Below are 12,458 nucleotides of genomic sequence, written 5' to 3' on the forward strand. Positions count from 1 at the left end.
TCCCACATCTGTGGCTCTACCGGCCAGGACCCACTCCTGTCGGCAACCCACGCTTACATGCGGAGGGGCCCCAGCCAAGACCTCCATACCGTCTACGCGCTGTGGCGGCCCGAGCCCCGCGATCGCGTGGGCTTGGCCTGCCGCGGCGAAGAGGGCATCCGCGACGAGGTGAGCGGCCGGGCCAGCAGGACGGCGATGGCAGTGGTGAGCGGTACCGACAGGGCCAGCGCGACGCCACCGACGGATGACCGCACGATTTCGATCGCCACCGCGTCGCCGGTCAACACGTCTTGGATCGACCGGTCGGCGACGCTGAAGAGCAGTAGCAGCGGCAGCGCACCACCGGCGTACGCGAGTACCAGGGTGTAGACGGTACTGGCGATGTGATCGCGCCCCACCCGCATCGCGGCGGTGAAGATCTCGCGCCGCGACGCCGTCTCGTCCACCGATGCCAACTCGAAGGCCGCCGAGGCCTGGGTGATCGTCACGTCGTTGAGCACACCGAGCGAGCCGATGATGAAGCCGGCCAACAGCAGACCGGTGACGCTGACATTGCCGATGTACGTCTGCACCGCGGTGTTCTGTTCCTCCGACAACCCGGTGAGGTGCGTACTCCGAATCGCGACGTAGGACAGCACTGCGGCCAGGCCCATCGAGGTCAGCGTGCCCAGTAGTGCCGAGCTGGTGCGCAGATTCACGCCGTGCGCCAGATACAGCACGGCGTAGAGAATGATCGCGCCGGCGACCAGCGCGACCGGAATGGCCGGAGCGCCGTCGAGCAGCGCGGGCAGCATGAACACCACGAGGACGGCGAACGCGATGAGCAGGCCCACCAGCGCGCGGAATCCTCGCCAGCGGGCCACGACACAGATGACCACGGCGAACACACCGACGATCAACCCGAGCGGAAGCCCGCGGGAATAGTCGTTGAAGGAGTATCGGACTCCACCGGAGGGGTCTGTCTGCAGAACCAGCCGGATGTCCTCACCGGCGCTCAGAGTCGGTTGGCCGGGACCCGGCGCGATCTCGAGTACCGTCCTTTTGCCTGCGTCCTCACCGGTGGTGATGTCGACGATGCTGCGCTGACATTCGTACGAGTCGTTGACCGCAGGGGTCGGGTTGCCGGTGAATGCTCGACCTGCGTCGGGACTCCCGCAGGGCCCGATGCTCTGCGAGGTGATGGTGCCCGCCTCGGTGGACACCGCACCGCCACCCGAGGTCTGGAACGGCAGCGGGATGTCGATGCTCTGTTTGCTGGGCCAGAGCGCGAAGGCCCCGGCGATGACGGCTATGGCAATAGCGATCAGCAATCCGACGACGACCTTGGCTGCCACCGGTCCCAACGGCACGGGGGAGTCGCTGTGGCCGTGACCGTGACCGTGACCCACATGAGAAGTGGAGCCCGGCGAGATGCCGTCTGAGGGTTGCGTGCCGTGTGGTTCCACGGTGCAAGGCTAGTACGGGGCCGGATCGTTACCGGCCGGGTACTCGGCCGATGCGAGGAGCTCGGTGGCGGGGAGCAGGGGGGGCGTCCCCCGCCACCACCTGATCGACCCGGGGGGGATGGGTACGACCAGGGCTCGCGGGCACCGAAGTGCCGTCCGCCAATGTACAGATGATTCGCGGCGGAGGCGGGATCACCCCGGTGTTTTGTCCATCACTTTCAACTACTTGTCGGTAACTTCGAGCCTCACTGTTTGTACGAGGACAGGAAGTTGCCGAACCTCTCGATCGCGACGGCCAGATCGCGGGCCCACGGCAGCGTCACGATCCGCACGTGATCGTGCCCGGGCCAGTTGAATCCGGTGCCCTGCACAACCAGGATCTTCTCCTGCAACAGCAAGTCCTGTACGAGCTTCTCGTCGTCGTAGATCTCGTGCACCTCGGGATCGAGTCGCGGGAATGCGTACAGCGCACCGCGCGGCTTGACGCACGAGACCCCGTGAATGGCGTTGAGCTTCTCCCACGCGACATCTCGCTGCTCGAGCAGCCGCCCGCCGGGCAGGATCAGATCTTCGATGCTCTGATACCCACCCAGAGCAACCTGAATGGCGTGCTGGGCAGGCACATTGGGACACAGACGCGTCGACGCGAGCAGGTCGATGCCTTCGATGAACCCCGCGGCGTGCTTCTTCGGGCCGGTGATCGCGAGCCATCCGGCACGGTAGCCGGCCACTCGATACGCCTTGGACAGACCGTTGTACGTCAGGCACAGCAGATCCGGAGCCAGGCTCGCCAGCGAGGTGTGCTCGGCGTCGTCGTAGAGAATCCGGTCGTAGATCTCGTCGGCGAGCAACAGCAGCTGATGCTTGCGCGCCAGATCGACGATGCCCTGCAGGACCTCCTTGGAGTACACCGCACCCGTCGGATTGTTGGGATTGATCACCAGCAGCGCGACGGTCTTCGGGGTGATCTTCGACTCGATGTCGGCGAGATCGGGATTCCACCCGTTCTCCTCGTCGCAGATGTAGTGCACCGCCTTGCCGCCGGACAGCGTCGTCATCGCCGTCCACAACGGGTAGTCCGGGGCCGGGATCAAGACCTCGTCGCCGTCGTCCAGCAGCGCCTGCATCGTCATCGTGATGAGCTCGGAGACGCCGTTACCGAGGTAGATGTCGTCGACGTCGAGGTCGGGGAAGCCCGGTTCGAGCTCGTAGCGCGTCACGATGGCACGTCGAGCCGACAGGATGCCCTTCGACTCCGAGTAGCCCTGGGCCACCGGGAGCGCCGCGATCATGTCTCGCACGATCACGTCCGGAGCCTCGAACCCGAACGGGGCCGGATTACCGATGTTCAGCTTCAGGATGCGATGGCCCTCGGCCTCGAGCCGGGCAGCATGCGCGTGTACCGGTCCGCGGATCTCGTACAGCACATTCTGCAGCTTGGTCGACTGCTGCAACGTGCGATAACGCGGCTGTGGGTGGATCTGCGGAGTGCTCACCCGTCACATCGTGCCAGGTGAGTGCCGTGGGAATCCACGAGGTTGTCGTTCGGGCACCGCCGTTTCACTGGGCCGTGTCGGTGGCAGGTGGAACAATCTCGTTCCATGTGCGGACGGTATGCCAGTACCCGGAGTGACAGCGACCTGCAGGCGGTCTTCGAGATCGCCGAGACAGTGGGCGACGAGGTGCCGCCGTCGTACAACGTCGCCCCGACCCAGACCATCAGGACGGTGCTCGAACGCGCGCCCAAGGACGAACCCGAGTCCGACGCCGTGCGCCAATTGCGTTCGGTGCGATGGGGATTGATTCCGTCGTGGGCGAAGGACGCGAAGATCGGGTCCCGGCTCATCAACGCCAGGTCCGAGACGATCACCGAGAAGCCGTCGTTCAAGAAGGCCGCAAGCCGTCGGCGCTGCATCATTCCGGCCGACGGGTACTACGAGTGGGAGAAGCGCGACGGTGCCAAAGTGCCGTATTTCCTGCACGAGCAGGGCGTGCTGGCGATGGCGGGTCTGTACGAACTGTGGCGAGACCCCACCAAGGCCGACGACGACGAGGACCGCTGGGTCTGGTCGGCCACCGTGCTCACCTCGCCTGCTGCGGACGCCCTCGGGCACATCCACGATCGATCACCGGTTGTGCTGCCCCGGAGCTGCGGGCGAGTTGGCTGGATCCGACGCTGACGGACCTGAGCGAGGTGTCCGAGCTGCTGGCCGCGATACCGGAGCCACGGCTCGAGCCCTACGAGGTGAGTACCGCGGTGAACAGTGTGAAGAACAACAGCCCCGAGCTGCTGACTCCGGTCTAGCCCTGACCGTCGGTGCGGTGCCGGCAGATGTCGAGCATCGCGGCTCGTTCGCTCGCAGTCAGGTCGTCGGCCACCGGGGATTCGAGGAGGCGCTCGAGTCGCCGGAAGTAGGTGGACGCATCGACCCCGAACGCCACGTAGATGTCCTCGGCACTGCCGCCGCCGTACCCATGCCAGGTACGACCGAACGTCAGAATCTCGTGGTCGACGGAGTGGGTGGTGGTCCGGCGCATGATCTCTCCGTCGTGCTGCGTCCCACCATCATCTGTGTCGCGGTTGAAGGTGCGATGAACAGCGCGTTACGTGCGTGTGGAGTTCACTAGGGTGGAGCAGGTGACCGCTCTCGCGTACGGATCCTGGCCCTCGCCCATCACCGCAGCCGACCTGTCGTCGGCCGGCCACCCCGTCGAAGGTGGACGATTCGTCGGACACGAAATCTGGTGGTCCGAGGTGCGGCCCACCGAACAGGGCCGAACCGCGATCTGCCGCCACGTCGACGGACAGGTCGAGGCGATCCTGCCGGCACCGTTCAATGCCCGCACCCGCGTTCACGAATACGGCGGCGGCGCATGGACGGCAACGCCGAACGGCGATCTGGTGTTCGCCGAATTCTCCGATCAGCGCATCTGCCGACTCACCCCCGGCGACGCACCGCTACCGCTCACCCCGGCCCCGGCTGTGGCGTCGAGCATTCGGTACGGGGAGCTGTCGGTGGTCGGCACCGACGTGATCGCCGTCCGCGAGACGCACGACGCCGGAGCTGTCACCCGAGACATCGTCGCGATCGACCTCGGCGGCGGCGGAGTGCGCTCACTGGTCTCGGGATCGAATTTCCTTGCCTACCCCAGGCTTTCGCCCGACGGCAGCCGCATCGCGTGGATCGCCTGGAACCATCCGCAGATGCCCTGGGACGGAACAGAACTGCGCGTCGCATCGCTGGCGGATCCTTCGTCGTGGACTGTATTGGCGGGTTCGACCGAGGAATCGGTGTTGCAGCCGGAATGGATCGACGACGAGTCGCTGTACGTCATCAGCGACCGAAGTGGTTGGTGGAACCTGTATTCGGTCACGCTGGACGGCGCAGCGACGCCGGTGTCTACCCTCGATGCAGACTTCGGCGCCCCGCTCTGGCAACTCGGAGCCCGCTGGTACGACGTTCTGGACGACGGCACGTTGCTGACCGTTCGCACCGTCGGCACGGATACGCTCGCCGTTCTCGACCCCGCCACCGGCACCCTCGACGACATCGAACTCGACGGAGTGACTTCGGTGGGGCTCGGGGGACGGCTCGGATCGACGGTTCTGCTCCGGGGCGGCGGTGCGCAGGTGCCGTCGGGACTGTTCGCAGTCGACCTGGCCACCCGCGAACTACACAGTGTGCGTTCGAGTTTCGAGTCGATACCGGATGTCGAATACCTGCCCGCGGGGCGTCAGGCCACTTTTCAGGGACCGGATCGCGAAGTGCATGCCATCGCGTACGCACCACGTAACCCGTCCTACGAGGGGCTCGACGGCGAACTACCGCCGTACGTCGCGTTCGTGCACGGCGGTCCGACGGCGCACGTGGCACCGGCGTTGAACCCGGTGTTCGCGTACTTCACCAGCCGCGGCATCGGCGTCGTCGATGTGAACTACGGCGGATCCAGTGGTTACGGGCGCGAATACCGTAACCGGTTGCGTGGGCAGTGGGGCGTGGTCGACGTCGAAGACACCATCGCCGCGGTCCGTGGATTGGCCGACGCCGGCCTCGCCGACCCGAACCGGCTGGCCATCGAAGGTGGTTCGGCAGGTGGCTGGACGGTATTGGCCGCGCTCACGTCGTCCGACGTATTCGCCTGCGGTGCTTCGTACTTCGGCGTCGCCGAACTGGAGATGTTCGTCGCCGAGACGCACGATTTCGAGTCCCGCTACATCGACGGGCTCATCGGGCCGCTGCCCGAGGCCCTCGACCTGTATCGCACTCGCGCGCCGGTGAACAACGTCGACGGACTCTCGTGCCCGGTACTGCTGCTGCAGGGTCTCGACGATCCCATCGTGCCGCCCTCGCAGGCCGAGCGATTCCGAGACGCCATGGTGGAGAAGGGAATACCGCACGCCTACCTCACGTACGCCGGTGAGTCGCACGGATTCCGCAAACTCGAAACTCAGGTGAACGCCCGAGAATCGGAACTGTCGTTCTACGGGCAGGTCATGGGATTCACCCCACCCGGAATCCCCGAACTGGAGCTGTGGCGCCCGTCTAGCTGAGTGGTGGGTGTGCGCGCTTTGCCTCGAGAAATTCGAGCAGCGCGCTGGGGATGGCGCAGTACTTGCTGTTGCCGACGGACAGTTTGCTGCCCGCCTCGAACGCCGCCTTCGACGGGCCGTTGTGCTCGATCACCAATGCACAGAGGCGCTCGTCGGTGCGGCCGGACTCGCAGCACTTCTCGACATGCGCTCGATCGTCGGGCGAGAGCGCCGTCCACCACTCGTCGTAGCGGCGAAAGAGCTTGTCCGCGTCGTCGGTCATGCCTGCTCCTACTTCTTCGGGTATGCAGTTCGGTTCCGACCATACTCACGATGTCCGATTCGTCCACCGCCGCGGGGGTCCAGCAGGGACTTCACACCCCTACCGACGACTGCGCGCCCCTGCTCTGAAGTGAGCAGGGGCGCGCAGTCGGTAACAAGGGTGTGAGGTTACTTCCGGCGACCCGGAACCTTTGCACCCGGAGCGAATCCGAGTCCACCGGCCTTCGGCTTGGGCGGAGTGCGATCATCCGAACCGTTGGATGTGGTCTCGGCCGCAGTGTCCGACGCTTCTGCCTTCGGAGCCTCTGTTTCCGGTACCTCGGCCTCTGGGGCTTCGGTGACAGGTGCTTCGGTGACCGGTGCCTCTGCTTCCGGTGTCGGCTCGGCCTTTTCGGGCTCTGCTGCAGCCGGCTCGGCTGGTGTCGCCGCAGGTGCAGCGGCGGTCGCACCCGGTGTCCGCGCGCCCGGCTTCTTGAATCCGGACTTCACGGCCAGACCCTTGGGCTGGACGGTCGGCTTGGACTCTGCTGCTACGGATTCGGTTGCAGCAGCTTCGGTGGCGCGTGCCTCGGACGCCGTTGCCTCGGCAGCCGGTGCTTCAGCAGTAGGTGCCTCAGCAGTAGGAGCCTCGGACGCAGGGGCTTCGGTAGCAGGCTTGCCCGGTGCCTTGGCTCCCGGCTTCTTGAATCCGGACTTCACGGCCAGACCCTTGGGCTGGACGGTCGGCTTGGATTCTGTGGCTACGGATTCAGTTGCAGCAGAAGGTGATTCCGCTGCATCATCGGCCGCTTCCGGGGCGGGTGTCGACGCCGCAGGAGCAGCATCGGCGGGCTTGCCGGGTGCCTTCGCGCCGGGCTTCTTGAATCCGGACTTCACGGCCAGGCCCTTGGGCTTGACGGTTGGAGTCGACTCGGTGGCCTCTGCGGGAGCAGGTGCTTCGGTTGCCGAGGGAGCGTCGGCAGGTGCCGGGGCAGCCGCCTTCGCGCCGGGTGCCTTGCCCTTCATCTGCAGACCCTTGCCACCGGGTGCCTTGCCGCCGGCCAAACCGAGGCCCTTGGGCTTCGATGCGTCCGCGGCAGTATCGGCCGAGTGCCCCGACGTCTTGTCGGCTTCGGCGTTGGCGGGCGCAGAACCGGGTGCCTTGGCTCCGGGAGCTTTCGCAAGTCCCTTCATCTTCAGGCCACCAGCAGCCTTGGCCGGCTGCGCCTTCTTCGTCTCGGCTTCGGGATCGCCGCCTTCGGCTGCGACCTCGATCTCCTCGACGCGCCCCTTCTCCTCGACGGCTGCGACCTTTTCGGTGGCCAGCTTCTCTTCGGGAGTCTGCTCGCGGGGGATGACCTTGATGTTCTCGGCCAGCACCGAGGACTCGACTCGGGTGATCGACTCGAGCATCAGCTGCGCGACGTCGACAACCTCGACGCCCTCGTGTGCGCCGCCTTCCTGCCGTGCGGTGACACCGTCGGTGAGCATGACGCGGCAGAACGGGCAACCCGTGGCGATCTTCTTGGGGTTGGTGGCAAGTGCCTCGTCGACCCGGTCGATGTTGATGCGCTTGCCGATGTTCTCTTCCATCCACATACGAGCGCCACCGGCGCCACAGCACATGGACCGCTCACCGTGACGGGGCATCTCCTTGAGGTTGGAGCCCGACGCGGCCATGAGCTCACGCGGGGCGTCGTACACCTTGTTGTGCCGGCCGAGGTAGCACGGATCGTGGTAGGTGATGTCCTGGCTGACCGAGGCCACCGGGATCAGCTTCTTCTGCCGCACGAGACGGTTGAGCAGCTGCGTGTGGTGGACCACCTCGTAGTCACCGCCGACCTGCGGGTACTCGTTGCCGAGTGCGTTGAAGCAGTGGGCGCAGGTGACGACGATCTTGCGCTTGCTCTGCTCGACGCCGTCGAACACGTTGTTCAGTGTTTCGATGTTCTGCATCGCGAGCTGCTGGAACAGGAACTCGTTGCCTGCGCGGCGGGCGGAGTCGCCGGTGCAGGTCTCGTCCGCGCCCAGCACCATGAACTTCACGCCTGCGGTGGCGAGCAGTTCGGCGACGGCCTTGGTGGTCTTCTTGGCGCGGTCCTCGTAGGCACCGGCGCAGCCGACCCAGAAGAGGTACTCGTAGTCCTGGAACGAATCGGTGTCCTGGCCGAAGACCGGGATGTCGAAGTCCATCTCGTTGATCCAGTTGAGGCGGTCCTTGGAGTTCTGGCCCCACGGGTTGCCCTTGTTCTCCAGGTTCTTGAACAAGCCGGCGAGCTCGGACGGGAACTCGGACTCGATCAGCACCTGGTAGCGACGCATGTCGATGATGTGGTCGACGTGTTCGATGTCCACCGGGCACTGCTCGACGCACGCACCGCAGGTGGTGCAGCTCCACAGCACCTCGGGATCGATGATGCCGCCTTCGATGGCGTCGGCGACGAGCTTGCGATCGGCTTCGTCACGCGCATTCTGCGGAATGGCGTCGAGGGCCTTCTGGTCGACGTTGCCCTCGGCATCGATGAGTCCGACCTCGTCGCCCGCCATGTCCTTCTTGCCGCCGGCCAGCAGGTACGGGGCCTTGGCGTGGCTGTGATCGCGCAGCGACATGATCAGCAGCTTGGGGGAGAGGGGCTTGCCGGTGTTCCAGGCGGGGCACTGCGACTGGCAGCGACCGCATTCGGTGCAGGTGGTGAAGTCGAGCCAGCCCTTCCAGCTGAAGTCCTCGATCTTGCCTGCGCCGAAGGCGTCGACGTCGGGGTCGGCCTCTTCCATCTCGAGGACCTTGCCGCCGGACATCATCGGCTTGGCCGGGCCGAGGGCGACGGTGCCGTCGTCCATGCGCTTGAAGTAGATATTGGGGAACGCCGTGAAACGGTGCCACGCGACACCCCAATTGATTTTGCTGCCAACGACGTAAAGCCACACCATTGCCGACATCAGCTTGACGAACGCGAATGCGGACACCATCTCCGGGCTTGCGGGCAGCAGTTTGGCGACCTGCATGGTGAAGAAGTCGGTGTACTGGTTCGCGTGGCCGTACGTGGCGATCTTGCCGGCCTTGACCAGGATCATGCCCAGGCCCTCGACAAGGACGATGGCTTCGACGAAGTACGCGGCCTTGAAGTTGGATCCGGCGAAGCGAGACTGTCGATCGGGGTTGCGTGGGTGGTTCAGCTGCCGAATTGCGATCAGGGCAACGATCCCGATAACGGTTCCGATGCCAAGAACCTCGTCCATGAGGTGGTAGACGGCCCAGTCGCCGAAGATCGGCCAGTGACCTTCGGGGTTGAACGTCTGGATGTTCGCTTCCATGGCCACAACTGCGCCGCCCAAGAAGCCGAACATCACCAACCAGTGCGCCCAGCCGACGGTGCGGAACTTGACCATCTTGGTGTGAGCAGCGAACTCGATCACCATCTGCTTGAAGCGAGGCACTATCGGTCGCCAGCGATCAGGTGCGGGCTGGCCCAACCGAACGATTCCGAACATCCTCAGCGCGCCGCGGATGAAGATGTACCAGCAGTAGATGCTGATGACGGCACCTACGAAGCCGAATGAGAGCGTTACGGCATTCATGTCGCGGCCTTTCGTTCAGTGGCAGCTGGAGCAGCTACCGCGGGTCCAGCCCGTCGAGAGGAATACAGCGATGTTACCTACCAGTAGATTGCGAAATCTACCGACGGGTAACTTAGGTCAGAATCGCATGGAGCGACGCTGGTGGTTGTGCGCACGAGACCGTCCGACGGGTGGGCTGAACTCGTCAGTAGGTTGTCGCCCGCATCACGTTAGGCGTACGGGCTTGTGACTCCTGCGAGAAGGCAGACCTAACCCGGCCGAATCGGCCCGATGTCCGAGGTTTGCCGCCGGCTGCGCCGTGGAAGACAAGTCCCGCGAAACCGAACAAAAGTGCGGTCTTTCTGTCCGATTTGGGCGTTGTGATTGTTCATAACTTTTCGGACACGGTAAAGGGTCGGTAGCACAACGACCGGTCTGATTGATGGTTTACACTGCCTGTGGACCAGAGGTGCGAGGACGTCATTCGGGGTGATGTCGCGTTCGACGGTTTGCCGCCAAAAGCACTGCAGCACATGCACAGAAACGGAACACAACACCACATGAAACTCAGCAAACTGGTCGTCACCTCGGCTCTCGTAGCAGTTGCTACGGGTCTGGCCAGCGGAACCGCCTACGCGCAGCCCGACACCAGCGCCACGACCCCCGACACGAACTACTCCGTCGAGCTCGAAGACCGCACCATCGTCACCACCATCGATGCGGGCGTCTTCAAGGTTGCCGACGACGGCAAGACCGTCGACGTGCTCGACGCCGCCGACAACACACTCGTCACCCTCCCGCTGTCGTTCAACCTCGGCGGACTGAACTTCCCGTACGAGCAGAACGTCGACGACAACGGTAAGACCCTGCGTCTGGTGCCGCAGCTCGACCTCTCCAAGGCCTCGGCCAACTCGCGCAGCATCGGCGCGACGACGGTCGCCTCGCCCGAGGAAAACCTCAAGGCGCAGCAGAACTTCTCGTCGCAGCTCGGAATTGCTACCGCGATTGGAACCCTGACCGGTTCCGCAATCGGTGCGGTGATCGGTTGCATTGTGACTCTCCCCGCAGGCTGCATCCCCGGCTTGGTGACCGGTGCGGGAGCAGGTGGAATCATCGGCACCATCGCTGTCGGCGGGCCCGGCTTGGTCGTTGCCGGAATCGATCTGCTCAACACGTTGAACGCTGCTCCCGGAACTTCGGTCTGGGCCAAGTAGTCACAGCGCATTCTTCGAAAGAACCCACGATCCCGTCGAGGTCGTGGGTTCTTTTGTGTTGTCAGGCAGCAGGATTCGTGGCGACGGCTGCGGTCGATGCGTCGTCTTCGAGGAATGCGATGGGCGTCGAGCAGGCGGCGCGTAGTGCCCGTCGGATGGTGTCGGCATCGACGACGTGCGAGTGGAACGACGCGGCGACGCGAATGGAGTCGCGTAGCCGTGCGGTCGTCAGGGTGATGTGTCCGTGGCTCGCGGGTGCCACCATGACTCGGTACGAACCCTGTGTCTCGCCGACGAAGGCGATGTCGTTCAATCGGGCATGCCGGCCCATGTCGGACAAGGCCAGACGGATGGTGTCGGGTGCGGTGGGCGGCAGGGTGTCGGTCGCGCGGGCGGAGCGCAACCTGGCCAGTTTCGAGCGAAGTGCGACCAGCATCAGGTTTGCGATCGGGTGCCCGCAGTCGATGATTCGTCGCCATTGGCGGGACAGGAGAACGGTGTCGGTCGTGTCGGGAAGGTAGACGTCGATACCGGCCGACAGGTTCGCAAGGGTGGTCAGCTCGGGTGGTAGGTACCGGCGGACGTCGAACAGCACTTTGGCGACATCGTCGACGGCCAGTCCTTCGGCGCGCAGTGCGGCATCGAGGGCGGCGAAGAACAGGATCGAGATCGACTGGCCGGGTCGGTGTTCGTCTCGCCACCTCGCCAGTTCTCGGGTGCACTCGATCGTGGCGGCCGCGGCCACTACCTCGACGGGTGAGCCTGCTGCGGTCGGTGCCGCCTGTGTAGATGCCGTCTGTGCCGACCCGTGACCGGCCGACCCGCCGCCTGCATGCTTGCGCCCGCACACGCTGATACCCGGGAGAACGCGCGAGCGCAGTAGCTGCGCAACTCGCCCGGGATCGGTTCCGAAACAGCGCATCGCTGCTACGGCGAGCGGGTGACGCGTCTGCGCTGCCGTTGCCCAGCCGGGCACGATGCCGTTGCGAGCGTCGGCATCAGCGAGTGTGTGGGAGAGGTTGATGATCATCTGACCGTCGCCGAGCCCGTGATCCATGTAGAACACCACGTGGTCGCCGCGCACCGTGATGGACAGTGGCTCGGCGGGGTCGTGCGTGGCCAGTAGCTGCGACATCGCGGTGTCGTAGTCGTCCTCGGTGATCGCGGAGTCTTCCCGGACGGCGTGCAGTGGAGCATCGGGATCGTATCGCCAGCGACGGGTGCCGGAATCTGGACGTAGGCCCACTCGCGCGGCCGGGCCGATGCTCATCGTCGTGCGTAGCGCCCGGCGGATGCCGTCGACGCCACCATGATCGACAGGACCGAAAGCCACCACGGTCCAGTTACCCGCAAGCGCGACATCGGTCTCGTGAACCGTGACGTGCGAGGGAAAGACCACGTTCATCGCGTAGGTCCCTTCCGATAGACGGCTTTACTTCTTGTTTATGA

Annotated in this window: 8 protein-coding genes and 1 pseudogene; 3 read left to right on the top strand and 6 right to left on the bottom strand. The window is 64.8% G+C overall.

The features are described from left to right. Window positions 1-92 precede the first annotated feature (92 nt). Window positions 93-1,445: a YibE/F family protein gene (locus AB0O58_RS20770; protein WP_366238718.1), complete on the bottom strand. Its 1,353-nt coding sequence runs from the start codon at window positions 1,443-1,445 to the stop codon at window positions 93-95. A 245-nt stretch (window positions 1,446-1,690) separates the two neighbouring features. Further along, window positions 1,691-2,941: a pyridoxal phosphate-dependent aminotransferase gene (locus AB0O58_RS20775; protein ID WP_222059608.1), complete on the bottom strand. Its 1,251-nt coding sequence runs from the start codon at window positions 2,939-2,941 to the stop codon at window positions 1,691-1,693. 105 nt (window positions 2,942-3,046) lie between these two features. Here AB0O58_RS20775 and AB0O58_RS20780 point away from each other — a divergent pair. Next, window positions 3,047-3,750: pseudogene (locus AB0O58_RS20780) on the top strand (SOS response-associated peptidase). On the opposite strand, the gene AB0O58_RS20785 reads toward AB0O58_RS20780, so the two are convergent. Continuing rightward, window positions 3,747-3,983, bottom strand: coding sequence for a DUF3263 domain-containing protein (locus tag AB0O58_RS20785; RefSeq protein ID WP_363798202.1), 237 nt, complete (start codon window positions 3,981-3,983; stop codon window positions 3,747-3,749). The pseudogene AB0O58_RS20780 and the gene AB0O58_RS20785 overlap by 4 nt on opposite strands. 100 nt (window positions 3,984-4,083) lie before the next feature. Here AB0O58_RS20785 and AB0O58_RS20790 point away from each other — a divergent pair, with 100 nt between their 5' ends. Then, a complete protein-coding gene (locus AB0O58_RS20790; protein WP_366238719.1) occupies window positions 4,084-5,997 on the top strand; it encodes a prolyl oligopeptidase family serine peptidase in 1,914 nt (637 codons plus the stop codon). On the opposite strand, the gene AB0O58_RS20795 is transcribed toward AB0O58_RS20790, so the two are convergent. Both AB0O58_RS20795 and AB0O58_RS20800 read right to left on the bottom strand, forming a co-directional pair. After that, complete coding sequence (locus tag AB0O58_RS20795) at window positions 5,990-6,259, bottom strand: hypothetical protein (RefSeq protein WP_027495639.1); 270 nt, start codon at window positions 6,257-6,259, stop codon at window positions 5,990-5,992. The two genes, AB0O58_RS20790 and AB0O58_RS20795, sit on opposite strands and share 8 nt — an antisense overlap. A 167-nt stretch (window positions 6,260-6,426) precedes the next feature. Further along, complete coding sequence (locus AB0O58_RS20800; RefSeq protein WP_366238720.1) at window positions 6,427-9,816, bottom strand: heterodisulfide reductase-related iron-sulfur binding cluster; 3,390 nt, start codon at window positions 9,814-9,816, stop codon at window positions 6,427-6,429. Between the two features lie 539 nt (window positions 9,817-10,355). Between AB0O58_RS20800 and AB0O58_RS20805 the strand changes: the two genes are divergently transcribed. Then, complete coding sequence (locus AB0O58_RS20805; protein WP_057473924.1) at window positions 10,356-11,009, top strand: hypothetical protein; 654 nt, start codon at window positions 10,356-10,358, stop codon at window positions 11,007-11,009. Window positions 11,010-11,070: 61 nt separating this feature from the next. Here the strand turns inward: AB0O58_RS20805 and AB0O58_RS20810 are convergent, their stop codons facing one another. After that, window positions 11,071-12,414 carry a hypothetical protein gene (locus tag AB0O58_RS20810; RefSeq protein ID WP_288124148.1) on the bottom strand — a complete coding sequence of 448 codons (1,344 nt, stop codon included), beginning with the start codon at window positions 12,412-12,414 and terminating at the stop codon, window positions 11,071-11,073. Window positions 12,415-12,458 lie beyond the last annotated feature (44 nt).

Origin of the sequence: Rhodococcus sp. NPDC080181 (assembly GCF_040702225.1) — a bacterium.
GTDB classification, from domain to species: Bacteria; Actinomycetota; Actinomycetes; order Mycobacteriales; family Mycobacteriaceae; genus Rhodococcoides; species Rhodococcoides fascians.

Excerpts from the sequence above, each read along its gene's own strand:
- AB0O58_RS20785 (WP_363798202.1), bottom strand. The coding sequence starts at position 3,983 with ATGCGCCGGACCACCACCCACTCCGTCGACCACGAGATTCTGACGTTC.
- AB0O58_RS20795 (WP_027495639.1), bottom strand. The coding sequence starts at position 6,259 with ATGACCGACGACGCGGACAAGCTCTTTCGCCGCTACGACGAGTGGTGG.
- AB0O58_RS20800 (WP_366238720.1), bottom strand. The coding sequence starts at position 9,816 with ATGAATGCCGTAACGCTCTCATTCGGCTTCGTAGGTGCCGTCATCAGC.
- AB0O58_RS20805 (WP_057473924.1), top strand. The coding sequence starts at position 10,356 with ATGAAACTCAGCAAACTGGTCGTCACCTCGGCTCTCGTAGCAGTTGCT.
- AB0O58_RS20810 (WP_288124148.1), bottom strand. The coding sequence starts at position 12,414 with ATGAACGTGGTCTTTCCCTCGCACGTCACGGTTCACGAGACCGATGTC.